Annotated in this window: 22 protein-coding genes and 2 tRNA genes; 14 read left to right on the forward strand and 10 right to left on the reverse strand. The window is 43.7% G+C overall.

Annotated features, from left to right (window positions below):
• The first annotated feature begins 42 nt into the window (after positions 1-42).
• Positions 43-130 (forward strand) — tRNA-Ser (locus AAC853_RS17070).
• A 6-nt stretch (positions 131-136) separates the two neighbouring features.
• Positions 137-212: transfer RNA gene (locus AAC853_RS17075), tRNA-Thr, on the forward strand.
• A 179-nt stretch (positions 213-391) separates the two neighbouring features.
• Here AAC853_RS17075 and AAC853_RS17080 read toward each other — a convergent pair.
• Positions 392-1,489: an acyltransferase family protein gene (locus AAC853_RS17080; protein WP_340615251.1), complete on the reverse strand. Its 1,098-nt coding sequence runs from the start codon at positions 1,487-1,489 to the stop codon at positions 392-394.
• Between the two features lie 452 nt (positions 1,490-1,941).
• Here AAC853_RS17080 and tyrP point away from each other — a divergent pair, with 452 nt between their 5' ends.
• A complete protein-coding gene (tyrP, locus tag AAC853_RS17085; protein ID WP_338885078.1) occupies positions 1,942-3,147 on the forward strand; it encodes a tyrosine transporter TyrP in 1,206 nt (401 codons plus the stop codon).
• 65 nt (positions 3,148-3,212) lie between these two features.
• On the opposite strand, the gene AAC853_RS17090 is transcribed toward tyrP, so the two are convergent.
• The 6 genes from AAC853_RS17090 to menD all read right to left on the reverse strand — a co-directional run bounded on the left by AAC853_RS17090 (position 3,213) and on the right by menD (position 9,618).
• Positions 3,213-3,755 carry a YfaZ family outer membrane protein gene (locus tag AAC853_RS17090; RefSeq protein WP_340615252.1) on the reverse strand — a complete coding sequence of 181 codons (543 nt, stop codon included), beginning with the start codon at positions 3,753-3,755 and terminating at the stop codon, positions 3,213-3,215.
• A gap of 125 nt (positions 3,756-3,880) precedes the next feature.
• On the reverse strand, positions 3,881-5,320 hold the full coding sequence (menE, locus tag AAC853_RS17095) for an o-succinylbenzoate--CoA ligase (RefSeq protein WP_340615253.1): 1,440 nt from the start codon (positions 5,318-5,320) through the stop codon (positions 3,881-3,883).
• Entirely contained in the window at positions 5,311-6,291 is a 981-nt protein-coding gene (menC, locus tag AAC853_RS17100; protein ID WP_340615271.1) for an o-succinylbenzoate synthase, read from the reverse strand. The genes menE and menC overlap by 10 nt, the downstream gene beginning before the upstream one ends.
• 16 nt (positions 6,292-6,307) lie before the next feature.
• Complete coding sequence (gene menB / locus AAC853_RS17105; RefSeq protein WP_338885075.1) at positions 6,308-7,165, reverse strand: 1,4-dihydroxy-2-naphthoyl-CoA synthase; 858 nt, start codon at positions 7,163-7,165, stop codon at positions 6,308-6,310.
• A 12-nt stretch (positions 7,166-7,177) separates the two neighbouring features.
• On the reverse strand, positions 7,178-7,984 hold the full coding sequence (gene menH / locus AAC853_RS17110) for a 2-succinyl-6-hydroxy-2,4-cyclohexadiene-1-carboxylate synthase (protein WP_340615254.1): 807 nt from the start codon (positions 7,982-7,984) through the stop codon (positions 7,178-7,180).
• Positions 7,945-9,618 (reverse strand): 2-succinyl-5-enolpyruvyl-6-hydroxy-3-cyclohexene-1-carboxylic-acid synthase, encoded by a 1,674-nt coding sequence (menD, locus tag AAC853_RS17115; RefSeq protein ID WP_338885073.1) that lies wholly within the window; start codon positions 9,616-9,618, stop codon positions 7,945-7,947. The genes menH and menD overlap by 40 nt, the downstream gene beginning before the upstream one ends.
• A gap of 879 nt (positions 9,619-10,497) precedes the next feature.
• Between menD and pgaA the strand changes: the two genes are divergently transcribed.
• The 8 genes from pgaA (at position 10,498) to AAC853_RS17155 (ending at position 20,684) form a co-directional block, all read left to right on the forward strand.
• A complete protein-coding gene (gene pgaA, locus AAC853_RS17120) occupies positions 10,498-12,981 on the forward strand; it encodes a poly-beta-1,6 N-acetyl-D-glucosamine export porin PgaA (protein WP_340615255.1) in 2,484 nt (827 codons plus the stop codon).
• A gap of 10 nt (positions 12,982-12,991) precedes the next feature.
• Positions 12,992-15,028 (forward strand): poly-beta-1,6-N-acetyl-D-glucosamine N-deacetylase PgaB, encoded by a 2,037-nt coding sequence (pgaB, locus tag AAC853_RS17125; protein WP_340615256.1) that lies wholly within the window; start codon positions 12,992-12,994, stop codon positions 15,026-15,028.
• Entirely contained in the window at positions 15,021-16,352 is a 1,332-nt protein-coding gene (gene pgaC, locus AAC853_RS17130; protein WP_340615257.1) for a poly-beta-1,6-N-acetyl-D-glucosamine synthase, read from the forward strand. Before pgaB ends, pgaC begins: the two co-directional genes overlap by 8 nt.
• A complete protein-coding gene (gene pgaD / locus AAC853_RS17135) occupies positions 16,349-16,771 on the forward strand; it encodes a poly-beta-1,6-N-acetyl-D-glucosamine biosynthesis protein PgaD (RefSeq protein WP_338885069.1) in 423 nt (140 codons plus the stop codon). Before pgaC ends, pgaD begins: the two co-directional genes overlap by 4 nt.
• Before the next feature lie 368 nt (positions 16,772-17,139).
• Entirely contained in the window at positions 17,140-17,622 is a 483-nt protein-coding gene (yfiR, locus tag AAC853_RS17140) for a regulatory sequestration protein YfiR (RefSeq protein WP_340615258.1), read from the forward strand.
• Between the two features lie 5 nt (positions 17,623-17,627).
• A complete protein-coding gene (gene dgcN / locus AAC853_RS17145) occupies positions 17,628-18,890 on the forward strand; it encodes a diguanylate cyclase DgcN/YfiN (RefSeq protein WP_340615259.1) in 1,263 nt (420 codons plus the stop codon).
• Positions 18,887-19,372, forward strand: a complete 486-nt coding sequence (yfiB, locus tag AAC853_RS17150; RefSeq protein ID WP_340615260.1) for an outer membrane lipoprotein YfiB — start codon at positions 18,887-18,889, stop codon at positions 19,370-19,372. The genes dgcN and yfiB overlap by 4 nt, the downstream gene beginning before the upstream one ends.
• Positions 19,373-19,760: 388 nt before the next feature.
• Entirely contained in the window at positions 19,761-20,684 is a 924-nt protein-coding gene (locus AAC853_RS17155; RefSeq protein WP_340615261.1) for an EAL domain-containing protein, read from the forward strand.
• A gap of 233 nt (positions 20,685-20,917) precedes the next feature.
• Here AAC853_RS17155 and AAC853_RS17160 read toward each other — a convergent pair whose 3' ends face one another.
• On the reverse strand, positions 20,918-21,667 hold the full coding sequence (locus AAC853_RS17160; RefSeq protein WP_340615262.1) for an SDR family NAD(P)-dependent oxidoreductase: 750 nt from the start codon (positions 21,665-21,667) through the stop codon (positions 20,918-20,920).
• A gap of 613 nt (positions 21,668-22,280) precedes the next feature.
• Between AAC853_RS17160 and AAC853_RS17165 the strand changes: the two genes are divergently transcribed.
• The 3 genes from AAC853_RS17165 to AAC853_RS17175 are packed head-to-tail and all read left to right on the forward strand — an operon-like array spanning position 22,281 to position 23,483.
• Positions 22,281-22,610: a metalloregulator ArsR/SmtB family transcription factor gene (locus AAC853_RS17165; RefSeq protein WP_338885063.1), complete on the forward strand. Its 330-nt coding sequence runs from the start codon at positions 22,281-22,283 to the stop codon at positions 22,608-22,610.
• 1 nt (position 22,611) lies between these two features.
• Positions 22,612-23,043, forward strand: a complete 432-nt coding sequence (locus tag AAC853_RS17170) for a YeeE/YedE family protein (RefSeq protein ID WP_340615263.1) — start codon at positions 22,612-22,614, stop codon at positions 23,041-23,043.
• Between the two features lie 8 nt (positions 23,044-23,051).
• Entirely contained in the window at positions 23,052-23,483 is a 432-nt protein-coding gene (locus AAC853_RS17175) for a DUF6691 family protein (protein ID WP_340615264.1), read from the forward strand.
• Positions 23,484-23,719: 236 nt separating this feature from the next.
• Here AAC853_RS17175 and nuoN read toward each other — a convergent pair whose 3' ends face one another.
• Both nuoN and nuoM read right to left on the reverse strand, forming a co-directional pair.
• Entirely contained in the window at positions 23,720-25,177 is a 1,458-nt protein-coding gene (gene nuoN / locus AAC853_RS17180) for an NADH-quinone oxidoreductase subunit NuoN (protein ID WP_340615265.1), read from the reverse strand.
• 6 nt (positions 25,178-25,183) lie between these two features.
• Positions 25,184-26,704 (reverse strand): NADH-quinone oxidoreductase subunit M, encoded by a 1,521-nt coding sequence (gene nuoM / locus AAC853_RS17185; RefSeq protein ID WP_189759292.1) that lies wholly within the window; start codon positions 26,702-26,704, stop codon positions 25,184-25,186.
• Between the last annotated feature and the right edge of the window lie 13 nt (positions 26,705-26,717).

A 26,717-nucleotide genomic window follows, 5' to 3' on the forward strand; every position in this document is an offset into this window, starting at 1 on the left:
GGCTAGACACATCAAAATGATATAGGCATAATCTCGCGCCATGGAAGGATGGCCGAGCGGTCGAAGGCAGCGGTCTTGAAAACCGCCGATGGGAAACCATCCTAGAGTTCGAATCTCTATCCTTCCGCCAAATTTCGCCGGCTTAGCTCAGTTGGTAGAGCAACTGACTTGTAATCAGTAGGTCACCAGTTCGACTCCGGTAGCCGGCACCATATAAAATCAACATACTATGATGTTGAAGCGCACGCCCTGATAGTTGATTATGACAGAAATGAGTCATGATAGATTATCAGGGCGTTGCTCTTTTTGGCGTCCCCAGCGAAATTATTGACGACAAATTGAGCATCTCGATTGGCTCCCAGCTCACCATGACTCGTTATGCACTTTCGCCTCAATTATTTTTAGTCATTGCAATGGAAATAACAGTTAATAATAAAACTGACAAGAGATAAAAAGATGGCAGTGTGTATTTTCTATAATTAAACCTTCTGAATGGTTTTTCAACAAAGTGATAGCTTAAGCATGCTACGGAAAATGAAAGAACGATCATAACACTTGAATTTATTTTATTTAACTCTATTCCTCTGTATCTTGAAAACATGATTATAGGCCAATGCCAAAGATAAAAAGAATATGATACCTTCCCTATATATGAAATTATTGAGTTTGAAAGTATTCTGTTGAAAATCCCAAACTTATTTCCATTATATGATACTATAAATAATGTCGCCCCTATAACAACGGGTAAAGATAAAAATCCGGGAAATTGACTATTTTTATTAATAAGAAAAGCACTTGATAATATCAGAAAAAATCCTAAAACCGATGTCACATGAATCCATTCATCCTTTACTTTGATTCTTCTATAGTTAATGGCCAATACTGCACCTGACATTAGCTCAAAAAACCGAAAAGGCAACATCATATAGGCCAAGTGCTTATCATGAATGACATAATACTGTGCTGAAAATAGGGATAAAAATAAAACTACCGATAAAATAACAAAATTTATACGGAGATCTTTTTTCTTATAAAGAAGAAAGAGCATGACAGGCCAGATCAAGTAAAATTGTTCTTCTATTGATAATGACCACGTGTGAATAAGAGGCTCTCTGCCAGATAAGATAATATAGTTAGGAATGCTGTAGAAATAAAAATTGCTAGCTCCAATGATAGAAAATAATGCACTTTTTGAAAATGAAACCAGGTCATCCGCTAATAAATTATACCAACAATATATAAATAAAGGTATTAACATAAAAATAAATGCTGGTAATAATCTTTTTGCCCTTCTGTTATAAAAATGACCAAAAGAAAATACACCCGTTCTTATTTCTTTCTCGATTATTGAAGTTATCAAAAATCCAGATATAACGAAAAAAACATCTACGCCTACAAATCCTCCCGGGACTGGGAAATGTACATGGTAAAAAACAACCAACAATACCGCGATAGCTCTTAACCCATTAATGTCAGGCCTAAATTTCATGCTATAACCTCTTGAAAAATATGCATTAAAAAATGCAAAGGAAAGTATTGTATCACTCAAATCATCACAGCTATGTCCCTTATCTCACCAAAATAATCAACAAACGGGAGGATATCATTCCAGCTCAGGTATCCTATCAATTTACTCTTTCAATTTGCTACTTCATTGTCCTTGTTAGCTATATTCCCGCATCCAAGCTATAACATCATTTAGAACACGAATAAATTATGTTACTCAACTAAGAAGTTTCTGGTTATTTTTTAACTTAATATACTTCCGCTTTCTTAGTGATTTTCTCCGAATCACATAGCTTGGTAACGAATTATTTAATGCCGCCAAAAGTGTAATTAATTATTTACACACTGTGTACTATAGATTTGACAGGCATAAATCAATCATTTAACCTGCAAGTCTTATAACTATTTCTCAACATATTCAGAAATGAGGATCGCGTGAAAAATCGCACTATTGGCAGTATTTTTATCGTTGCTGGAACGACGATTGGCGCAGGAATGTTAGCAATGCCATTAGCAACGGCGGGTGTGGGATTTGGAACTACATTCGCTATGTTAGTCGCCCTGTGGGCTTTGATGAGCTATACAGCACTCTTGCTCGTGGAAGTGTATCAACATAATGAGTTTAATACTGGATTAGGAACTATCGCGAAACGCTACCTTGGGTTAGGTGGGCAGGTGTTGACTGGCTTTAGTATGCTTTTCCTTATGTATGCCCTGACAACAGCTTATATTAGTGGCGCAGGTGAGTTACTGGCGGCTTCCCTCTCTTCCTGGTTGGATAAACCCATTTCTGTCTCTGCCGGGATCATCATTTTTACTATTATTGGTGGTGGGGTAGTCTGTATTGGCACCCAATCTGTCGATTTGATTAACCGCCTGCTGTTTACTGCTAAAATTATTTTTCTGGTGATCGTACTCGGCGTCATGATGCCTCATGTTGATAAAATCAACCTGATCTCCATGCCCATTGAGCAAGGATTAGCACTCTCTGCTATCCCGGTCATTTTTACTTCATTCGGGTTTCACGGGAGTGTGCCAAGCATTGTTGCCTATATGGGAGGCGATACCAACAAGCTACGAAAAATCTTTGTTATCGGTAGTGCCATTCCCTTGTTAGCCTATATTCTGTGGCAATTGGTGACGCTCGGCGCGATTTCTTCAAATACATTTGTTGGCATTCTTGCACAAGAGTCTGGCCTGAATGGATTATTGAAAGCGGTAAGAGAAGTTGTCGCTTCACCTAAAGTGGAGTTTGCCGTTCATCTGTTTGCCGATCTTGCGCTAGCTACCTCATTTCTCGGTGTTGCTTTAGGATTGTTTGATTACCTTGCTGACCTTTTTAAACGCCGCAACCATGCCAAGGGGCGTTTACAAACAGGGTTAATGACCTTTGTTCCACCATTGCTCTGTGCACTGTATTACCCCAATTTTGTTATGGCATTAACATTTGCAGCGGTTGCCCTCTCTATTCTCGCGCTGTTGCTGCCTTGCCTGCTGGTTTGGCGTAGTCGTGAAGAAAACAAGGAAGGCTATCGTGTCAAAGGAGGAAAGATTGCATTACTCTTTGTTTTCCTGTGTGGGCTTGCCGTTATTACCATCCAGATTGGCATTGTTACAGGTGTATTGCCAAACGTAGGGTAGGCTTATCTGTCTGAGGTTATTCGCATCAATGTTAATGCGGATAACCTTTCAGCATTTTCGCCTAATTAAAAACTCAAACCAGCCCCAACATAAAAACCATCGGAAACCTTGTTACTACGATTACCATGACTACCCCGTATGTCAATGACACGGTAGCCAACAGCTACGCTTAGGGGCTTGAAAAACGTATAACGTGCTCCCCCTGTAGCTTCAGTATAAGAATCCATTCCTGACGTTAAGCCTGATGGTGAACCATAGGCCTCACCATACAGGGATAAAGAAGAAGTCACAGCCCAACTAAGGCCAGCACCGATAGCCAATGCAGCACCATCTTTCCCATCTTTGGGGGACAAATAAAGCCCTTTCGCGCCAACGTTTGCAGCTAATGGCCCCAATGGCAGACCGAAACCTAAACCTAAACTACCAATCTGGCCATTGTGATCACTACGAGTCCAGTTACCCGTCAGAGACAAACCGGCATATTTATCACCAATCCCCACGGAGGTGCTGGTGCTATGTTTTCCCACTTGAGCATCTATAGAGAGAGCATTTGCTGAACCAGCTATAAAGAGCAAACTAGCGGCGCCAATAGCAATAAAGCCTTTCATAATCTTGTCCTTTAATTAATCAATGCCTATATGGGCTAACGTATTGTACTTAAACCGGCATGGAGACATAGACGACAAAAAAGCAAGGAAATGTTTAGATTTATAAAGATACGTAAATAACGTTATCATTTATTATATTTACTATTTATCTCTGTTATCCATTGCTTCACGTGTTGGCGAGAAACCTTTATTCCGCCATTTTTCAGTTGTGCAGGTAACACATAGCAAGCAACAGGCCGCTGGAAAGCTGCGGTTTTATCCGCAAGCCAATCAATCATTGTCTCTGCTAGCGCAGGATACTGAGTTTCAATTACCGCTACTGGCCGATGACCGAATTCAATATCAGGAATGGGAACAACAAAACTCTGTTCAATTAGAGGATGTTGGTTAATGATCCGCTCAATATCTTCTGGCTGAATACCTTCCCCACCACTAAAAAATTGGTTGTCGAGACGTCCTAAAATCCGCAACTCTCCTTGTTCAAATACGCCTCGATCACGGGTCGAGAACCATCCTTCGTTATCTGCCAATGGCTGCAATTCTCCATTAACCCAATAACCCATCGCGATACTATCAGCCCGGATCTGAATTTCCTCATTGACTAAGCGAATGGATTTTCCGGGGAGTGGATTGCCTACCCCTGGCAACCCATCAGCGCGTTTTACGCAAACAGTGGATGCCATTTCTGTCAACCCATAGCCACACCAACAACGAATACCCAGTTCTTCAGCCCGTTGGGACAGTGACGTCGGTATCATGGCGCCTCCCAATAACACTTCTTTTAATGTCAATGGATAGTTTAATGTCAATGGAAAGTTATGGGGTTGTTCCAGCAAACGCCACAGTTGAGTAGGTACAAGTGATGCATGGGTACAACCAGACAACGCACGATCCAGCGGGTGTAAATCCCGCAGCACTAATGTTGCGCCTGTTTGTAACCAACGCCAAAGGATCCCCTGGCCTGAAACATGAAACAAGGGCAATGACAATAACCAACTATCATCTGGCTGAAAATCCATGCAGGAAAGAATACCTTGAGCGCTGGCAAGATGAGCACCAATGGAGTGTACCGCAGCCTTGGGTAACCCAGAAGAGCCAGAGGTCAGGATCATGCTGGCAGGGCGTTGACTTTCCCACGTCACCAACAGGTTGTTTTTTGCGTGCCCATCGTATTTCACCGGAAACTTTTGTTGCCAGTCAAGTCTCTTAACTGGCATAACAGGCGAAGGCGAGTTCGTGAAATCCATCCCATAATCCATATTAAGATGAGGCATTAGCTCCGCCAGCAACCGATCAGGTAGCTGAGGATTAAGAAGTAACGCCCTGGCACCACATCGCAGGGCAGCCAGGTAACATAACAGAAGTTCCGCACTGTTTTTACCTCTCAGGATCACACCACTACCTTCCACAACACCCTGTTGGTGGAAATGGACAGCAATAGCATTGATACGTTGCGTTAATTGATGCCAGGTTAGTTGCTCATCATCTAACTGAATAGCCTGTTTTTCAGGCAAGGATGCAGCCCAATGCTGCCACGGCCATTGAGTCCACTCTATTACTGGCATCCATGACTCCACACCATAGCCAGCTTATCTAGCATGACACACGGAATATGACTTTCTGGCCAACAACGGACAAGTTGTGACTGGATAAGATCCAAAGTATCCAAACCCGGAAGTGAATCAGGTGTGAGCCATTGCGCAAGACGCGCCAATTGTGTCAAACCAAAGCTAGTTTCAATGCTGGAGCTAATAACTGCCTCTAACCCTAACTGATGAGCTTCAGTAATTAATTGACGGCAACGGTCAATACTGCCTGTCAATGTTGGTTTGATGATAATGGCAGAAACACCCTCCTGAGCTTCTACGGTAAAACCGGCTTCACGGACACTTTCATCCCATGCAATAGCGATACCCGTTTCACGAGCAAACGCCAGAGATTCATCCTTGGTTTTGCAGGGTTCTTCGATAAAAGCAATTCGGTGCCGATGATCTGGATTGACATACTTAGCGAAACCTTCTGCTTTTGTACGTGTCCAACTGCGGTTAGCATCTAATCGCAATCGGAGATCAGGCACCGCTTCAAGCATCACATTGACTACCATGCCATCCCGTACAGCTTCATACAGCCCCACTTTCACTTTAGCAATCTTCTGACCTGCCATATTCCCCAAACGCCGGATCACATCATCAGGATCGCCGGTACATAACGGCGCCTTGCAATAATTAGCTGTTTCAGGTAACTCTCCCCGTAATTCAGCCAGTGCACAGCTTAGGCCAAACGCAACGGAAGGCAGATCGCTCTCTTCTGGCTGTGTCCCCAGGCACCAGTGTTGCAGCCATTCCACCGCCGATGCTTTAGCTTGTTCAGGCCTTTCATGGCTAAATTCAGGCAATGGGGAAATTTCTCCCCAACCGTCTTGTCCATTTTCCTGCAAGTGCACCAAAAACCCGTCACGGGTTTTCAGGCGCTGATAACGCAAAATAATACCTGCCTCCATAGGCAGGCTGAATTGGTACAAAGTTGCTTTACGCATAATGGATGACAACTTATTACGGATTACGCTTAAACTTACTGAAATCAGGATGGCGTTTTTCGTTGAACGCATTGCGCCCTTCCTGCCCTTCTTCGGTCATGTAGAACAGCATAGTGGCATTACCCGCCAATTCCTGTAAACCCGCCTGACCATCGCAATCTGCGTTCAATGCCGCTTTCAGGCAACGCAACGCCATTGGGCTGTTTTCCAGCATTTCACGACACCAGCGCACCGTCTCTTTTTCCAATTCGGCATAAGGTACAACGGTGTTGACCAGTCCCATATCCAGTGCCTCTTTAGCATTGTATTGGCGGCACAGGAACCAGATCTCGCGCGCCTTTTTCTGCCCTACGATCCGCGCCATATACGATGCCCCCCAGCCACCATCAAAAGAACCAACTTTAGGGCCAGTTTGACCAAAAATGGCATTATCCGCCGCAATGGTCAAATCACACATCAAATGCAGGACATGCCCGCCGCCAATGGCATACCCCGCAACCATGGCAACGACAGGTTTTGGACAGGTACGGATCTGCCGCTGAAAATCTAATACATTCAGATGATGTATTCCGCTGTCATCTTTATAACCACCATAATCGCCACGGATTTTTTGGTCGCCTCCAGCACAAAACGCTTTTTCCCCCATTCCTGTCAGAATAATCGTTCCAATTGCTTCGTCATAACGGGCATCTGCCAATGCCTGGATCATCTCTTTGACGGTCAGGGGGCGGAATGCATTACGCACCTGTGGGCGATTAATCGTAATTTTGGCAATGCCGTCGGTGGACTTGTGGTAGAGAATATCTTCAAACCCTTGGGAACAATCTTGCCACTCAATAGGGGCATATAATTTTTCTTCGCTTGGGTAATGCATTATTGTGTTTCCTTAACCAAAAAGTGATAAAAAACAGTTCACTGTGCTGGAAAAAGCCACAGGATTGCCAGAATGAGCATTATGTCCAACTTGGGGAATGGTTGTTAATGGCAACCTATATTGCTGCGCTATGCTCTGGAATTTACGATCATTTTCCCCACATAAGTAAGAGAAAGGAATAGATATTTGCTGTAAAGCAGGAACTAGCCAGGGTTGGCGGCCTAACGAGGTATTTTCCAGCATATCTGCGATACGATCTCCTTTGTTTTGGCTGCGCAGATGAATAATTTGCTCACGTTGTGCCGCAGTTAAGTCAGCAAATATCGGTTGTTGATACCAATCAGGCAAGACTGACACCATAGGCTCCTGGCGAAAACGTTGCGCCCAATGCTGATCATTGCGCAATCGTACATCACGTTCCTGCTGGGAAAACAGCCCCGGATTACCTCCTTCCACTAGCAACCCGCGCAGGCCATTTTGTTTGCCATAGAGCGCATGGTACATAGCTATTCGTCCACCCAGTGAATAGCCAATTAAACAATAATCATTGATTGAATGCCCGATTAGGGTTGCCGTCAGCAATTCACTCATCTCGGCAAAACCGCCAGTTACATTCACATTGACGGAATCACCGTGTCCCGGTAAATCGACAACCAGTGAAGGATATCGATCACAAGCATCCACGACTGGAAACCAATCGTCACCGCTTCCTAATAATCCATGCAACCAGACTAACCATGTCCCTTGGTTATCGGTATGAAATGTCCGACAGTTTAGTTTCACAGCGCCGCCACCTGTTCCAGTAACTCTTGCAGGCATATCGCCCCTGCATTGCCTGAAACCTTTAACTCAATCAATGTCGTCTCCTTACGATCCCATACTTGTTGGGCGCAGCGTTTTAATTCCGGCCAATTTTGCGGTGCTGCATAGTTTAGGCCGAACATGGCAGCAACATGATCAAAATTGACATCTTGCGGCATACAGTAAAAACGCTGGCGTTCTTCCTGTGGCGTTGGTAACAGAGAAAAAACCTGCCCACCATTATTATTCACTATGATCAATAACATGGGAGCGGAAAGATGGCGTAATAAAGCCAGGCTATTCAGGTCATAAAGGGCAGAGATATCACCTATAATCGTGAGTGTCGGTTTATTGGTTGCCCGCTGCACGCCTGCGGCGGTGGCGATCAAGCCGTCTATACCACTGGCACCTCGGTTACTGTAAACCGGATAACCCACGGGAAGTCGCCCCAACGCATCAACCAAACGCACAACCAAGCTATTGCCAACAAACAATTGCCCTTGCTCTGGCAACAATTGGTGCAATTGATGCGCAACCGCGGCCTCGCTGAATTCTCCCGTCAACTTTGTTTCAACACACTTAAACGCGCTTTTTGACCATGAATTCAATTCCTCTGCCCAAGGTACTCGCGAATATGCGGGATGCTCCCGTAACCAATCAGTTACACTGCAAGTGAATTTGCGCCCTCTATGGTTTGCAGGATCAAGTCTGCCGGCAATGGGATCGACAATCCAATACTGCTCAGGCTGGCATTTATCCTGCCATTGCAACAATCGCTTGCCTGTTAGGCTCGCGCCAAATTGGATCACCAATTGCCCTTGTGCCAGAATATCCTGAGTGCGGGAATGAGTCAGCCATAAGTCTGCACATGGCAAAGGCTGCCCCGTTTGGGACAACACATCACCAATAAGCGGCCATCCCATCTCTTTTGCCCATTGGGCAACATATTTGCCCTCTTCTGCACTCATTCTCCCTGCCAGTACAATTCCCCGTTTTTTCTGCCAGATATCCCAATCGACTGCCTTGAGGGTGGTATGCACTTCTGGCTCGGCCAACCACGGCTCATGCCCTTGCCACCACGCTCCTAATGTTTGCAACCAATCTTGATGCCCTGTCATTTCATTACCATACAAAGGCTCCGCAAACGGGCAATTAATATGTAGCGCACCGTGTTTCAGGTTTGACATTGCATTATCGATGGAAGAAACCAACCAGCTGGCAGGGATCTCTGTGGTTGGTCGTGGCAGTGCTAAAGTTTGCGCGGGATGGGAAGCAAAAATACCTACCTGACGAATGGCCTGATTGGCACCACAATCGATTAACTCAGGCGGTCTGTCCGCGGTGAGAAAGACCAATCGTTCTCCCGTCAAGCCTGCTTCAATTAAAGAAGGATACAAATTAGCAACTGCCGTTCCAGACGTCACAATAACCGCAATCGGTTCTTTACCCGCTTTTGCCAATCCTAAGGCCAAATAACCTAACCCGCGCTCATCAAAATGAGTATGACAGATCAACTTGCGGTTTTTTGCAGCAGCCAATGTCAATGGTGTTGAACGAGATCCGGGAGCAATACAGATATGACGCAACCCGTGGCGAGTTAATGCTTCCAATAAAAGTTCCGCCCAACGGCGGTTAAGTGCGCTATTTGACATATCATGCCCAAAAAATTCTTTAAAAAATGATGCCAAAGAATGAGAAATAATTATATAAGACGTCCTTGATCTTAATGCGGATAAAAACGATTTCCTTATCTTAGTTCAAGGAATTGCCATTTAACGGGTGATATTTCAGCGATAAATGAGAAATATAAAATCCATTGATAACAAAACTGAAAATTAATTAGTGATTAAGCTAATATTTCTTCAGATAAATCTTAATATGATCATCTCACGTTATCTGTAAGTGATAACAATATCCATATAATTACCAATGTAAATCACTCGTACAATATTGTTTGAAATTCACACACAAAAGAGAATAATCGAATGCCAATTTCGCTAAAATTTTTGGCATGTGAATTAAAAATAATATTTAATTTTGAAATATAGTCATATTACGATTAATAAACCATATTTTTATACTGAAAAAATAAATCAACCTCAGTTGAGCCAATTTATTTCAAATAAAAATCTCAAAAATCAATAATATTCACTCTTTGGTAATAAAAAATATTTACGCTCAGTTTAAATTTTTTTCATTGAATTCAACTCCAACATTATCCCTTATTTTCTAATAAGCATTTTTACAACAGGGTGTAAAATACGCAAATTATTGATTTAAAACAAATTAAATAAAATTAAAACATAAACATAACTCTTTTGTATTATTTCAATGAAATATAATACCAATAAAAAACCAAACGCCCGTAATTATTTCATGAAATTTTCCCATTGATATAAATTCACGCAGTACGTATTATTCTGCCTCTTCAAAAATGAAGAATGTAAAAACTCATCTTAATCTAAATTAAATTTAATTCCGTCTGGTTCTGCTATTTGTAAAATCAATAGGCAGTATAAAAAGGGGATAGCGTGTCATATCTTTATTTCCGTCCGATGGGCTTTCATAGATATCGGTATAAGCTGTTATCATTATTTATATCACTAGGTTGTTTAATAACAACGGAATCCGCTCAGGCAGATTACGATGCATTAATTCAGCAAGCCAGAAAGGGGAATACCCGCCCTATGCTCGAATATATTCGTCAGGAAGAAAAACGATATCGTCTCTCTTCCTCACAAGTTGCTGATTGGTTACAAGTTGCAAGTTGGGCTGGGCATGATGATGAGGTCATTTCTCTCTGGCAACGCTATCGCTCAATGGCTATGCCCGCCAGAGGGATCGCGGCTATTGCCCGCGCCTATCGCAACCAACGCCAATGGTCACAGGCAATACAGATGTGGCGAACAGCCTTGACCCTGGATAAACAGAGCAGCGATATCAAGGCGGGTCTTATCATGACACTCGCCGATGCCAAACAAGACGCAGAAGCCCGTCGTTTGGCAAAAGAGTTATTGGCTCATCAACCTAATGCTGCTAATTACCGTTTACTGGCCTATGTTGATCAGGCTGCCGGCCGTACATGGGATGCCCTGCAAATGCTTTCTATCGCGTATAAACGGTTTCCTGGTAATAAAGAAGTCACCCAAGACTATCTGTTCAGCCTAAAAAACCATCGGATCAGTGATCCTGCATGGCGTTTAGGACAACAACACGCCACACAATTCACCACGACGCAACTGCGCAGGCTGGAAGCTGACGCCGCAGCAGAATTGGTTCGCTTGTCAATGCTTCCTAACCGCAGTGAAACAGAGCGCTTTGACATTGCTGACAAAGCACTTGCACGCTACGAGCATATGCTTAACCAATGGCACAATCTATCCGATGCACAGCAAGACTACCAACAGGCGCGCATTGATCGGCTTGGTGCCCTTCTTTCCCGCCATCGGATGCAAGAAGTCATTGATGAATATCTGCTCTTGCGAAAACAAGGCCTACCTATCCCAGGATATGCACAGAAATGGGCAGCAGCAGCCTACTTGAATCTGCGCCAGCCAGAAAAAGCACGAAATATTTTGCACGCTTTGAATTACCCTGATGAAAATATCTCCCCATCAGGGAAAATATCATCGTCTAATATTCCCCTTGAAGACGATATCGTCCTTTTTTATGCGAATGTGGAAAGTGAGCATCTGGATGCAGCCCAACAGCTTGCCACCGATCTCAAACAACGCAATCCTTATATGCTTAATGTCTTTGGCTCTCCCATCCGCGTTCCGAATGATGACTGGCTACAAGGGCAGCAGTTTTTAGCAGAATCTGCACAATTACGTGAAGACCTTCCTGAAGCAGAAAAACGCTTCACCCATTTAGCGCGCACAGCACCTGGCAACCAGAAATTGCGGATTGATCTGGCGGCTATCTGGCTGGATCGTGGTTGGCCACACCGTGCTGAAAGTGAGTTAAAGCAAATTGAAGGACTCGATCACCGTAATCTGGCACTGGAAATCCAGCAAGGCTATACCGCCCTTGCCTTGCAAGAATGGCAACAGATGGATTTGCTGGCCGATGATGTTATTACCCGCGCACCAGAAGACATGCTCGCAAAACGCCTTAACCGTCTACGCAATGTACATCATATGTCAGAACTGCAAATTAGGGTCAATCAAGGCATTAATTCAGATAATCCAGAAAGTGGCAAACACAGTTCAGATATTGACGCAATACTTTATAGCCCTCCCTTTGAGGATAATTGGCGCTTATTTGCCGGTGGTGCTTACAATCGCGGCCAATTTTCAGAAGGCCGGGGGCTAAACCGTGATTTACGCGGCGGTGTAGAGTGGCGTTCGCGGGATCTTTGGCTGGAAAGTGAAGTTTCTGCGCGTCATTATCGTCATGGCAGTAAAGTGGGATTACGGATCGCAGCCTGGTATGACTTCAATGATCAATGGCGACTGGGTGGCTCCACAGAACGTCTTGCCCGTAATACTCCCCTGCGTGCGTTGAGCAATAATATCCACGCCAATGGTGGACAAATTTATGCTCGCTGGAGATACAGCGAACGCAGCCAATGGAGCGCTCGCTTTGCTCCTGCATTCTTTTCAGATGGCAACCATCGCTTTGAATATGGCATTGATGGCCTTCAGCGCCTATATACCGCCCCTTACCTGAAGCTTGATGGGCAGTTGGAACTGAGTACAACTCACAATACCCGGCAAAATGCCCCTTATTTCAATCCCAAAAGCGACTTTACCTTCCTGCCTGAACTGGAAGCAGACCACACCATATATCGGCACTATCAAACAGTCTGGAGCCAGCAAGTTGTGGCTGGCATTGGGCAATATTGGCAGCAAGGGTACGGCAGTGGCCTGATCACAAGGATTGGATATGGTCAACGTATCAAATGGAATGATGTTATTGACGCAGGGGTAAGGCTCACGTTGGATAAACGTCCTTATGACGGTAAACGCGAAAGTAATTTGCAAGCGGCTTTTGATTTAATCTATCGGTTCTAAAGGATTTTTTATGACATACAATGTTTTTCGTCATTGGTTGATGATATCGGCACTATTGGTTAGCTTGTTGGTTCCCCAGCTTAGCATGTTGGCATATGCAGAAAAACCTGATTTCGTTCCACCAGCCCAACGGCCGCTTCCCATGAATGAACGCCCCTGGCCTAAAAATGGCTTTGTCGTTCTGGCTTACCATGATGTTGAAGATGATGGTGCAGATCAGCGTTTTATGTCAGTCCGTACCAGTGCATTGAACGATCAGTTTGCCTGGCTGCGGGAAAACGGCTACCAACCGATTACAGTCGACCAAATTCTCACTGCCAATCAAGGCGGTACGCCATTGCCGCCCAAAGCTGTATTGCTGACTTTCGACGATGGCTATAGCAGCTTTTACCATCGCGTCTTTCCGCTGCTGAAAGCCTATAACTGGCCAGCCATTCTGGCACCTGTTGGGATCTGGGTTGATGCACCAGCCAAAAAACCCGTTGATTTTGGTGGGTTGATGGTAGCACGGGAGCGATTCACTACCTGGGAACAGGTGGCTGAGATGTCTCGTTCTGGTTTAGTGGAAATAGGTTCCCATACTTATCAGCATCATTACGGCGCCATCGCTAATCCACAAGGCAATACCGAGCCGGCCGCGGCCATTCGCATTTACGATAAGAAAACAGGAATCTATGAAAGTGAGCAGGCGTTTCGTCAGCGGATGGAAAAGGATATCGCCACGATCACCCAAAGAATTATCGCAGCCACAGGCAAGCAGCCACGAGTCTGGATTTGGCCTTATGGCATCGATAACGGTGTTACCCTGGAAATAGCCAAACGTTACGGCTACAAAATGGCATTGACTCTGGATAATGGGCTGGCAAACGTCAACAATCTTGATAATGTTCCACGTATTTTGCTCACACATAATCCTTCCCTGAAAGAGTTCGCCGAGCAAGTCATTCAGGTACAGAATAAACCGTTCTTACGGATTGCCCATATTGATCTGGACTATGTTTATGATCCAGATCCCGCTCAGCAAGCCGATAATCTCGATAAACTGGTCCAGCGCGTTGCCGATCTGCGCGTCAATACCGTTTTCCTGCAAGCCTTTGCTGATCCCAAAGGCGATGGCAATGTACGTGAACTCTACTTTCCTAATCGCTGGCTACCGATGCGAGCTGATCTCTTTAACCGTGTCGCTTGGCAATTGCACAGCCGCCTGAACATTGAAGTTTATGCGTGGATGCCTGTTCTGGCCTTTGAACTGGAGTCTTCACTTCCGCGGGTGATGAGTTATGACACAAATCATAACAAGCTGTTTGTCAACCCGACACAATATCGTCGTTTATCGCCTTATAACCCAGAAAACCGTCGACGGATCAAAGAGATTTATCAAGATTTGGCCTCTCATGCCATTTTTCAGGGCATTCTGTATCACGATGACGCCGTTATGTCCGATTTTGAAGATGCTGGCGCAGATGCCATCAACGCTTATCAGGCAGCAGGTTTATCTGCTTCTATTGCAGAAATTCGGCAAGATCCGGAACAATTCGCTCGTTGGACACGCTTTAAAAGCCAATACCTGATTGATTTCACTCATGAGTTAACCAGAGAACTTAAGTCAATACGGGGTTATCAGATCAAAACGGCGCGCAATATTTTTGCCCTACCCATTCTGGAACCGGACAGCGAAGAGTGGTTTGCCCAAAATCTGGATGATTTCCTCGCTCATTACGATTGGGTTGCCCCAATGGCAATGCCATTGATGGAAAATGTGCCACTAGCAAAAAGCAATCAGTGGTTATCCCAATTGGTGAAAACCATTGCCCAACGCCCACAAGCACTGGACAAAACGGTCTTCGAATTGCAATCCGTAGATTGGCGCAATCCACTGGATAAAAGCGCAATTTCAGGGCACCAATTAGCAGAATGGATGCGTCAATTGCAGCTCAATGGCGCTCAGAGCTTCGGTTACTACCCTGATGACTTTCTTAACAATCAACCAGAAATGAATGAGATCCGCCCCGTTCTTTCTCCTGAATGGTATCCGCTTAATGATTGATCGTATTATTGCTTTTGCAGTGCTCTGCTTGGTATTGAGCATCCCTCTCGGTATCGCTATCACCTTTACCGGGGAAGTCATGCTGAACTTTGTCTTCTTCTGGCCTTTGTTCATGTCGGCCATCTGGATCTCAGGAGGGATCTATTTCTGGCTCTATCGGGAAAGGCATTGGAAAATTGTTGGCGAAGAAGCCCCGCATCTTGAAGGTACTCCTCTGATTTCAATTTTGATCCCTTGCTACAACGAAGGGCCAAATGTTCGTGAGACATTGCTGGCCGCCTTGAACCAGCGCTATCCCAATATTGAAGTGATCGCTATCAATGATGGTTCAACCGACAGCACCGCAGATGAACTCAATGCGATGGCGAAACAGCATCAAGCCTTAAGAGTGATACACCTGAAACAGAATCAAGGCAAAGCGACCGCACTTCAAGCGGGTGCTGCTGCCGCGAAAAGCGATTATCTGGTTTGCATTGATGGCGATGCTCTGTTAGATCGCGATGCCGCTGTTTGGCTGGTCAAGCCCATGATTGATCATCCCCGTGTTGGTGCTGTTACAGGCAATCCCCGCGTTCGTACACGATCCACTTTAGTTGGGCGTATTCAGGTTGGGGAGTTTTCCTCCATCATTGGTCTAATCAAACGTACCCAGCGGGTTTATGGCCAAGTTTTTACCGTTTCAGGGGTTGTTGCAGCCTTTAATCGCCAGGCTCTGGCCGACGTAGGGTATTGGAGTAATGACATGATCACCGAAGATATTGATGTGAGTTGGAAACTTCAACTACACCATTGGTCCATTTTTTTCGAACCCCGTGCTATCTGCTGGATCTTAATGCCTGAAACCCTACGGGGATTATGGAAGCAACGATTACGCTGGGCACAAGGTGGAGCCGAAGTTTTCCTGAAAAACCTGCGTCAATTGTGGTCATGGCAATATCGCCGCATGTGGGGGTTATTTGCTGAATTTTGCTGCTCCGTTATCTGGTCATTTACATTTGCCCTTTCCATCATTTTATTTTTACTTGGCATGTTCGTCACATTACCGGAAAACATTCGCGTCTATACGCTATTTCCACCTGGGTATACGGGGTTGGTTCTGGCGGCTACCTGCCTGCTCCAGTTTACCGTCAGTTTAGTGATTGAACGACGCTATGAAAAACACGTTGCCTCATCACTGTTCTGGGTGATTTGGTACCCGATGGTTTATTGGATGCTAAACCTATTTACGACGCTGGTATCTTTTCCCAAAGTGATGCTGAAAGTGCACAGAAAACGCGCTCGCTGGGAAAGCCCTGACAGGGGGATAGAGAGAATCGAATCATGAAAGAACCATTGATTTTTACCGAACAAAGGTTATGGCCGCGTTTAATTGATATTCTGTTGACCATCCTGGCTTGGGTAGGGTTTATCTATTTATTCATGGTGGGATTATTTTACGTCTCCCATAATGATCCCAAGCCTTTTACTGCGACATTATTTACTTCAGAATTGGGAACCATCATCCTTTATATTGCCGTTGCCATATTTAATGCATTTTTGCTCATTGGCTGGGCGAAATACAACCAACGTCGATTTAGGATCGAACGTCGTCGTCACCGACCTGCGTTAACCCATACTGAGGTGGCGCAAAGTTTTACTTTGGAACAAAAATTGTTTGATACCTTAAGGCAAAGCAAAGTTTCCAGTATCACTTATGACAATCATGGACATATAATAGGAGTCGATGAAGATGTATCAATATAGAAATAACCCTTTATTCACTAAAAATGCAATTATACCTTAAAGGTATCAATTAGATTGCTAATATTCTTATTTGGCAGGTAATAACTGTTCAACCTATCTCATTCAGTTTCATTTCTTTAATGAGATAGGTTCTGGCTAATAACAGATTCTATCAATAACGTTAACACGATCATTAACACAACCATTTACAATATGAAAAACAAATACTGGATGAAAAATATATACTGGAACCCGATATGAAAGTAATTGAACGGATTCATCATCTTTGTAAGCGCACTATTTTTAAACGTTGTGTCTCTAGGTTATTTCTACGGATATTGATGACCTTATGCTTAATCACCGTCACATGTAATTCAGCAGTAATGGCTATGCCTGACACCAATGAAAAACGAATAAGCAATGAAAAAACAGCACGCAACGAAAATGTGGCGCGGGTTGTTTCTGGAATTATTAGTTATACCCACTGGCCTATTACGCCTACTATCCTGCGTTTATGTCTGGTTCCTCCATCCAATTACATTAGCGCTCTAACCCACATTGATATGGTTTCTGATCACACACAACTGCACGTTGAAACACTCAATTTCAACGTAGAACAACTTATAGAAAGATGTGATGTCATTTACTATGGTCAAGTCGATCCACAACTTCAACACCAGGTAATCAACCTGAAAAATGACAAGCCATTGCTTACCATTGCTGAAAATAATCCGAACTGTGAAATTGGCAGCGCATTTTGCCTCAACATTAACAGCACGCCAGCAACATTTAGCCTCAATCTTGATATTCTGACGCGCAGCGGTGTGCGCGTACAGCCGAATGTCCTGCAATTGGCTCGTAAGGTGGAATAATCTATATGAAAAAACGTTATTCACTGATGCCATCGCGCCCTACTTTACGTCATGCTTTCCACCGGATCCATTTGGTCATTACATTTATCATATTATCCGTAGTTGGCTTGTTTTTATCGTTACTGGCATTGCTTGCCATGCAGAAATATGCCGAAAACAGTTTAAAACTGATTGCTACAACCATTGCCCATACGGCACAAGCCGCCGTGGTTTTTCAGGATAAAACCGCAGCAAAAGAAATATTGGAAATGATTGCCATTCACGATGGTTTTACAGAAGCCAAACTTTTTGATGCTAAACAACAGGTATTAGCCAGTTGGCAAGCCAATCAGGAGACTCATACTGGCAATTTCAAGAAATTGATCGAGCACTGGCTTTTTCCTGAACCTTTTACCCTGCCAATTTACCACCATCAGCAAAAAGTGGGCTCAGTCTGGTTAATTGGCAACAGCGGCCACATCATCAAATTTATTTATCAGGCTCTACTGGTGCTATTTGCCTGCCTGCTGTTCAGCGCCGTCATTTCACTCTACCTCTCGTTGCGTATGCATGATGGTATCGTCAGGGCGCTGCAAAACATTACGGCGGTTGCCCATGATGTACGGCAACGGCGGACATTTTCACGGCGCGTGCCCTCTGCCCATATTGCTGAGCTGCATGAGCTAAGCCAGGTTTTCAATCACCTGCTAGAAGAACTGGAAGAGTGGCAACATCATCTGCAAACAGAAAAAGCCGCTTTAACCTGGCAAGCACAACATGATTCCCTGACAGGTTTACCAAATCGGGCAACTTTTGAGCGCGTTCTTTCCACCGTCATGAGCGATAAATTTATGCGTGAAAGTGCCGCGATATTATTTATTGATGGTAACCGGCTGAAATATGTCAACGATGTCTATGGACATGCTGCCGGTGATCACGTGCTTGTCGCTATCGCCGCCACCTTAAAACGAAGAGTAAGAAAAACAGATACTGTTGCCCGACTTGGCGGGGACGAATTTGCTATCCTGTTGCCTTCCGCCAATCCAGAAGATGCAGAACGCGTTGCTAAAAATATCATTCATGCCATGGATACCCCCATTCTCCTTCCCAACGGACAACATCTACGTATCACACTCAGCATCGGTATCGCATTATCCAATGGAGAACTAACGGCAGAACAACTACTTTCTGAAGCCGATGCGGCGATGTATCACATTAAACAACGAGGCGGTGGCTGGTATTCCGCTGATACAACAAAACTAAACTATCTATCAAGGGATCCTCTATGAACAGAAATCGTTATTGTGTATTTATCTTTATGTTTATTAGCGCGCTTTTCCTCAGTGCCTGCCAAAATAAAGGGGCTTTGACAGTCGCACAAATCGCCGCACTTAAACAACAAGGATTTCAACAAACTGATGAAGGCTGGTTATTTGGTATATCCGAAAAGGTATTGTTTGGTAATAACCAATTTCACTTGCGTCCAGAAGGCGAAGCAAAATTAAAACAACTCGCCAGTGTGTTATCCAAAGTGGGTATCCACCATGCACGCCTTGATGGCCACACTGACAACTACGGAGAAGTGAGTTACAACCACCAATTATCGTTGAAACGCGCCAACACTGTGGCAGATGCACTAACACAGGGAGGTATGCAGCGTGCTAATCTGACAACCCGTGGATTAGGGGCAAGCCAACCTATCGCCGATAACCGAAGCGCAAAAGGTCGGGCAGAAAATCGTCGGGTTGCCATTGTGATAACAACACCGTAATAGCCATACCATAAAGCAGACAATATGGGTTTTAAAACCGCCTTATTTAATAGGAAAAACCTAATAATGTATTGATATAAATCAAATAATAATTTAGCCACGGATGGCAGCAATATTGGTTTATCTTGCTCATCCTTAGCAACGAGAAAAAAATTCCTCCCAATTTTACCGTATAGCCATATAGCTATTTCCTGTCTTTAAATTCTTCCTGTAGTATAACCGGCGTTGTTTTCGCAAAAAAAGAAACTCTTTTTTGTAACCGGTAAGTTAATAAAATTTTGCATAGTTTGGATAACAAGCCTACTGTTAAGAAATGGGCTTTATCAAGAAAGGAGATATGATGGGGCTGGATCTGAAATCATACCGATCCCTGTATCGGATGTTTGTGATGTTATTCATCACCATCACTGCCAGCACAAGTTTTATATTCTGGCGATTATTTTCCAATTATCAGGATAATATCCAACCAGATGTAGAGTTAGTATATACATTTATTTTATTGTCTCTGCTTACGCTCATATCTGCGATGTTTTTTTATAAGCATACCAAAACCATTATTATCCCAGAATATCGTTTGAAAAAAGCGATTAGAAATAAGCAATTCATTCCCTACATACAACCCATTATTTTTAGTAAAAACAATGAAATTGCTGGATGTGAAATTCTTGTTCGCTGGCAAAACCCAACCCATGGGTTATTGTCACCAAATAAATTTATCGCACACATTGAAAAATCAGATTTGATTATTCCGTTAACGCATAACCTAATCACCCAAGTGAGAGACTATTTTGCACCTATTGCTCATCAATTACCCGCAAATTTCCATTTTAATTTCAATATTAGTGCAAAACATTATAACGACGTCAGGTTAATTGATGATTGTGATTATTTTCTGAAATCATTTCCAGAAAATTCTATTAAATTGATTTTGGAGATTACCGAACGAGAATTATTGGAACTCGATAATCATACTATTCATTTATTCAATAAATTGGATGAATTAGGCGTATTAATTGCACTAGACGACTTTGGCACCGGTTTCTCTAATTACAATTACTTACAAAAAATTAATGTTAACTTAGTGAAAATTGGACATAACTTTATTAGCAAAATGAATACCGATATGGTTTCAAAAAATATTGTGGAAAATATCATTGACCTTGCCCTGCGGTTACATCTGGAAATTGTGGCTGAAGGAATTGAAAACCAAAAACAAGCTAATCAGTTAGCAAACTATTCTGTCGATTATTTGCAGGGATATTACTTTGACCGCCCAATACCGTTGGAAGAATTTGTCAAGAAATGGTTATGATAAGTATTCTTCCTGCAAATATGAAACCTGATTTATCCCCGCAAAGCGGTAAGAAATCACATTCACCTTAAAATTAGATTGGTATATAGGAATCTCCATTAATTATATCATTCCATTAAAAGTCAATACTGATTTTTAAATATCAGAAACTAAAATGACGGATTGAGTACAACCATGTACCTGTCCGTCATGGATCTTATTATGCATCAATTCAAGAGATTGGTATTTAAAGTCTATTTTACCATCAAACCGCCATCAACAGGCAAACAACAACCTGTAATGAATTCCGCTTTGTTACTCGATAACCACACGATAGCATTCGCGACTTCTTCTGCTTCCCCAATTCTTCCAATTGGGTGGATGTCACTATATACATCTAAATTATCACCAAACACACTGACTGACATATCTGTCCTGATTAATCCTGGACACACAGCATTAACCCTAATATTTAACTTTGCCATCTCTAAAGCAGCAGATTTTGTCAACCCAACCACCGCATGTTTACTGGCAGTATAGGCACACCCTCCTGCATAATTTGCCTTTAACCCTGAAACTGATGCGACATTTACTATTGCTCCACCTGATTGCTCCATTAACGGTATCTCATATTTCATACATTGATACACGCCTGTCACATTCGTCGCAATGACGTCATCCCAGACTTCATCCGGATATTCGGTTATTTTGGTAAATGAAGCACCGAACATTCCAGCATTGTTAACAGCAATGTCCAAACAACCATAATGCTCTTTAATATATGAGAAGAGCTGCTTAATGTCTGAACGTTTACTCATATCAGCAGAATAAAACGCACAATTAGAATTGTGTGGCATTTGTGCTATTGCTTTACTACCTTTATCAACATTTCGCCCCACCAAAAGGACACTTGCATCCTTTTTCGCAAATTCAATAGCAGTAGCCAATCCTATTCCCGCTGTTCCCCCAGTGATCAATACTACTTTATTCTCAAATGAGCCCATGACATATATCTCCTTTAAGTCAATAAATAATTAATTTCTCCTCGTCTCTTCAAATTACTATACTCCACAACTATAATGCTCTTTCCAATAATAAAATTCTTGTCTAATCTTATGATGAACATTTTGGATTTTATGCCTAAAGGCATATATTTTAAATATTAAAAATAATAATAACTAAAAATATATTTAATTCATAAAAACAGATGCTATCAATATTATTTTCAATGATTTCTTTAATCTTTTTCGTGACTTATTTTTACTTAAACAGGTTAAATTTCGTATTTTAATACAAATAAAAATCAATTCTGCAATCCTAAAAACTATTAGGCTAAATTAAAATTTTATACCAATCTAACTTCAAGATGCGAGTGATATCTCCCCGCGAAGCGGGGAGATATCAGGTTTCATATCGTGTTGTAAATGGCAACTTGAAGTTTAATGCGTATAACTTGCCTACACCATTGATGTGAGTCAGTGGATCCGTTACATACACTCTTGCACTCTAGTGCCTATTATGTCTGATAGCCTTGAAATGAAAATTCCCCACCCGACTTGCATTTAATTTACAAAATTATATTATATAAAAAAATAAAATGTTAAGGTGAGTGTCATAATGAAAGCAAATTACCCTTCACAACAAGCAATGCGTGAAGCTGCCGCAGGAGCGGCAGATGTGTTACGCGTTCTTTCCAACGATGACCGCTTGTTATTGATGTGCCAAATCAGTCAAGGAGAAACTTCTGTCGGACAACTTGAAGAAGCCGTAGGTATCCGCCAGCCAACGCTGTCTCAACAGCTTGGTGTTATGCGGCGGTTGAATCTGGTGCAGACGCGACGGGAAGGAAAACAGATCTTCTATCGTATTGAAGACGAACGCATTCTGACGTTACTTCATACTCTCTATACCTTGTATTGTCCGAAACCGAAAATGACAGGAGATTAGGATGAGCCTTAATTTTGCCCAGTTTACACCAGGGCTGAGCTTTAGTGGGGGAATACTAATTGGCCTAGCGGCAATTATGCTGGTGTTGTTTTGTGGTCGCATTGCTGGCATCAGCGGTATTCTCGGCGGATTATTGCAACGTAAAAAAAATGATCGCTCATGGCGGGTGGCATTTCTCGCAGGCATAATTATTGCTCCCGTGCTCTATGACTTACTACATCCATTACCTGAAATCACAGTTACAGCATCCTGGCCTGCCATCATTATCGCTGGCCTTTTGGTAGGAATGGGGACACATATTGGTTCCGGTTGTACCAGCGGACATGGCGTATGTGGGCTTTCTCGCCTCTCCTTACGTTCGTTAGTTGCCACCCTGATCTTTATGGTTGTGGGATTTGTGACAACGACAGTGTTGAATTACTGGTTCTTGTGAGGTGAAAAATGATGGGAATATTTTCTTTTCTGTCTGGTGTTATTTTTGGCCTAGGGTTAATTATTAGTGGCATGGCAAACCCAGCTAAAGTTTTGGGCTTTCTGGATCTGGCACATCCGTGGGATCCATCTCTGGCATTTGTGATGATGGGAGCTATTCTTGTCGGTCTGATAGGTTTCATGCTGGCTAAACGTCGTCAGAATGCACTTTGTGGCGCACCGATGATATTACCTGACCGGCGTCAAATAGACTGGCGTTTGATAGGAGGAAGCGCACTTTTTGGCCTAGGATGGGGAATTGCAGGAATTTGTCCTGGACCAGGGTTAGTCCTGCTGGGTGCAGGCCATGCAAAAGGATTCGCCTTTATGCTGGCAATGAGTGTCGGAATGTGGTTAGTGGAGCGTAAAAATGACACTCCTGATAAAGGAGTACCAATTTAAAGGAAAAGATATGCGCGAACTAACTAATTCGTAGGAAAATTGTTTTTTATAGATAAACAAAAAGCGCAATTCAATAAAGAAAGACCCAACCAACAATGACTGGGTCTTTAAAATCATCTCTTTATACCAATCTAACTTCAAGTTGCAGCTTGAAAATCAATGTGATTATTTATATCTCCCCGCTACGCGGGGAGATATAAGACACATCTTGAAAGGCGATTGGTATAGCTTATTATTTATAGAGCAGTTTTCGCCAACTGGACAATATCAATTAGCGGTTGTGGCCAAACACCAAGGATCAATACCAGTAATGCACTGAGCAACACTACAATCCCGCCAGAAGTAAACGCCCAATTGCGTGGTGTATCACGGTTCAGTGCTTTCGGTGCTGGCAGGTACAGGCTCACCATCACGCGTAGATAGTAGTAAAGACCGATGGCACTACCCACAACAACAGCACCAGTCAGCCACCACAATTTTGCTTCAACACCTGTCGCGATGACATAAAATTTGCCAATGAAGCCAAATGTTAATGGTATTCCCGCCAATGACAGCATCATCACTGTCATTACCGCTGACAGGATCGGTTTATGCCAGAACAAGCCACGATATGAGAACAGTGAATCCGCATCTGGCCCTCTGTATGGGCTGGACATCAAGCTGACCACACCAAATGCCCCGATACTGGCGAACAAATAACCGACCAGATAAATACCTGCCGTCTCTTCTGCCAACGTATGATCTTTGATGGCAACCAATACCACCAGCAAATATCCCAAATGAGCAATGGATGAGTAACCCAGCAGTCGTTTGATATTGCTTTGTGTCAAGGCCAATAAGTTACCAAACAGGATAGATGCAATAGCAATCACTGTTAGCAGAATACGTAAGGTTGTGCTTTCAGCCACGGGTGCTTCAATGAATAAACGCATGATCACTGCGAAGATCGCAACCTTACTTGCCGTTGCCAGAAAGGTCGATACCGGTGCCGGTGCGCCTTGATAAACATCCGGTGTCCACAGTTGGAAAGGCACAAGGGAAAGTTTAAAGCCCAGCCCTACGATCATCATCCCCAAGCCAGCCAGAACTAACGGTTCATGCAGTTTGCTATCGCTCAAACTTTTTCCAATTGATGCGAAAGACAAATCACCGGATTCTGCATACAGCAATGCAATACCAAACAGCAGGAATGAAGATGCGGCCGCAGACAACAGCATATATTTAATGCCCGCTTCCAACGAACGTTTCTGGCGATAGGCATAACCCACTAAGCCAAACAGCGGCAAGGTGATCAATTCAATTCCGATAAACAGTGATGCCATATGGTTGGCAGAAGAAAGCAGAATTCCCCCAGCCGCCGCAATCAACACCAACAGATAAAACTCTTCTTTATTATCGGGATAATTTTCCAACCATGAGTAGGCAAATGTCGTTGTTGCAAGGCTCGCAATCAGCACAAGCGCAGTATAGAACATTGCAAAACGATCTACATGAATCAATGGCGTGACATCCATTGGCTCCTGCTGCCCCACAAAATAGAGTGAGAACAGGGCCAGGTTTAGACCAATCACCGTCAAGGTGACATTGGTGAAATGATCGCGTCGCCACGCAATGGACAACATCACAACCACTACCGTCAATCCGACGATCAATAGCGGCAACAGTGCGATCAATTGTTCAGAAGTTATTGTCATGGCGAATTACGGCCTTGTAGTTAAAAGTGAAGCTGAATACCAATTCTGGATGTTACCCATTGCTGCGGCTGAGGTATCAAGAATTGGCTGCGGGTAAACCCCTAAAATCACCAGCAAGACAACCAACAGCAGCAAAATGGAAATTTCACGCACATCCATTCTCTGTAAGGGTTTATCCGTTTTTGCCGTACCGTAATAAGCTTTCTGCATCAAGTACAGTGCGTAAACGGAGGCAAAAACTAAACCGAACACGGATACCGTAGTCACCAGGGTAAATTGACTGAAGCTGCCGAACAGGATCATAAATTCCCCAACAAAGTTACCGGTTCCTGGCATACCTAATGTGGCTACGGCAAAAAATAGGGATATCGCCGGCAAAAGCTGAATTCTTCCCCACAATCCGCCCATTTGGCGCATGTCCCTGGTATGCAGGCGTTCATAAAGCTGACCACACAGAATGAACAAACCCGCGGCTGACAGGCCATGTGCAATCATTTGGATCACCGCTCCCTGATAAGCCAATTGGCTACCTGTGTAAATGGCGATAAGCACAAAACCCATATGGGAAACACTGGTATAGGCAATCAAACGTTTGATATCAGTCTGACTGAATGCCATCCAGGCACCGTAGAAAATACCAATAACGCCCAGCCACATGGCAATCGGGGCAAATTCCGCAGAAGCTTGCGGGAACAGAGGCAAACTGAAACGCAACAAACCATAAGCCGCCGTCTTCAGCAAAATCCCTGCAAGGTCAACTGAACCTGCTGTTGGAGCCTGGCTATGAGCATCCGGCAACCAGCCATGTAAAGGAACAACCGGCATTTTCACCGCGAATGCAATGAAGAAACCCAGCATTAGCAGGTATTGAACGGTGTGCGACATCGGCGTATCCAACAGTTTTTCATAGTTGAATGTCCATTCGCCAGTTGCATCATGGTGAATGAAAGCCAGTGCCAGAATCGAAATCAGCATCACCAAACCGCTGGCTTGGGTATAGATGAAGAATTTCGTTGCCGCAGTGATACGGGTTTTACCTTCTGAGCCTCTGTGCCCCCACAGGGCAATCAGGAAGTACATCGGTACTAACATCACTTCCCAGAAGAAAAAGAACAAGAACAGGTCGATGGCAAGGAAAACCCCCATCACACCACCCAATATCCACAGCAGGTTCAGGTGGAAGAAGCCCTGGTATGGCTGGTTTTCATTCCACGAACAGAGGATTGCCATCAAACCCAGTAATGCAGTCAACACGACCATCAGCAAGGATAAACCATCCAGTGCCAGATGAATGCTAATGCCGAAACGTGGGATCCACTGAAGCAAGAATTCGGATTGCCACTGTGGTATGCCCTGTGGGTTGGTGAGTGTATAACCGCCCTGTAACCACAGGTACAGGGAGAGTAACAGCGTCAGTCCCATCGCCAGAAGCGCTATCCAACGCGGCATACGGGTGCCGAAGCGCTCGGCCTGCCAACACAACAGGCCTCCGATGAAGGGCAGAAGAATTAGCCAAGGTAGTAGCATGGCGCAATGTGTC

Source organism: Xenorhabdus thailandensis, from assembly GCF_037996785.1.
Classification (GTDB): domain Bacteria; phylum Pseudomonadota; class Gammaproteobacteria; order Enterobacterales; family Enterobacteriaceae; genus Xenorhabdus; species Xenorhabdus griffiniae.

Excerpts from the sequence above, each read along its gene's own strand:
- AAC853_RS17080 (WP_340615251.1), bottom strand. The coding sequence starts at position 1,489 with ATGAAATTTAGGCCTGACATTAATGGGTTAAGAGCTATCGCGGTATTG.
- AAC853_RS17090 (WP_340615252.1), bottom strand. The coding sequence starts at position 3,755 with ATGAAAGGCTTTATTGCTATTGGCGCCGCTAGTTTGCTCTTTATAGCT.
- menE (WP_340615253.1), bottom strand. The coding sequence starts at position 5,320 with ATGCCAGTAATAGAGTGGACTCAATGGCCGTGGCAGCATTGGGCTGCA.
- menC (WP_340615271.1), bottom strand. The coding sequence starts at position 6,291 with ATGCGTAAAGCAACTTTGTACCAATTCAGCCTGCCTATGGAGGCAGGT.
- menB (WP_338885075.1), bottom strand. The coding sequence starts at position 7,165 with ATGCATTACCCAAGCGAAGAAAAATTATATGCCCCTATTGAGTGGCAA.
- menH (WP_340615254.1), bottom strand. The coding sequence starts at position 7,984 with ATGCCTGCAAGAGTTACTGGAACAGGTGGCGGCGCTGTGAAACTAAAC.
- menD (WP_338885073.1), bottom strand. The coding sequence starts at position 9,618 with ATGTCAAATAGCGCACTTAACCGCCGTTGGGCGGAACTTTTATTGGAA.
- pgaB (WP_340615256.1), top strand. The coding sequence starts at position 12,992 with ATGACATACAATGTTTTTCGTCATTGGTTGATGATATCGGCACTATTG.
- pgaC (WP_340615257.1), top strand. The coding sequence starts at position 15,021 with ATGATTGATCGTATTATTGCTTTTGCAGTGCTCTGCTTGGTATTGAGC.
- pgaD (WP_338885069.1), top strand. The coding sequence starts at position 16,349 with ATGAAAGAACCATTGATTTTTACCGAACAAAGGTTATGGCCGCGTTTA.
- yfiR (WP_340615258.1), top strand. The coding sequence starts at position 17,140 with ATGCCTGACACCAATGAAAAACGAATAAGCAATGAAAAAACAGCACGC.
- dgcN (WP_340615259.1), top strand. The coding sequence starts at position 17,628 with ATGAAAAAACGTTATTCACTGATGCCATCGCGCCCTACTTTACGTCAT.
- yfiB (WP_340615260.1), top strand. The coding sequence starts at position 18,887 with ATGAACAGAAATCGTTATTGTGTATTTATCTTTATGTTTATTAGCGCG.
- AAC853_RS17155 (WP_340615261.1), top strand. The coding sequence starts at position 19,761 with ATGTTATTCATCACCATCACTGCCAGCACAAGTTTTATATTCTGGCGA.
- AAC853_RS17160 (WP_340615262.1), bottom strand. The coding sequence starts at position 21,667 with ATGGGCTCATTTGAGAATAAAGTAGTATTGATCACTGGGGGAACAGCG.
- AAC853_RS17165 (WP_338885063.1), top strand. The coding sequence starts at position 22,281 with ATGAAAGCAAATTACCCTTCACAACAAGCAATGCGTGAAGCTGCCGCA.
- AAC853_RS17170 (WP_340615263.1), top strand. The coding sequence starts at position 22,612 with ATGAGCCTTAATTTTGCCCAGTTTACACCAGGGCTGAGCTTTAGTGGG.
- AAC853_RS17175 (WP_340615264.1), top strand. The coding sequence starts at position 23,052 with ATGATGGGAATATTTTCTTTTCTGTCTGGTGTTATTTTTGGCCTAGGG.
- nuoN (WP_340615265.1), bottom strand. The coding sequence starts at position 25,177 with ATGACAATAACTTCTGAACAATTGATCGCACTGTTGCCGCTATTGATC.
- nuoM (WP_189759292.1), bottom strand. The coding sequence starts at position 26,704 with ATGCTACTACCTTGGCTAATTCTTCTGCCCTTCATCGGAGGCCTGTTG.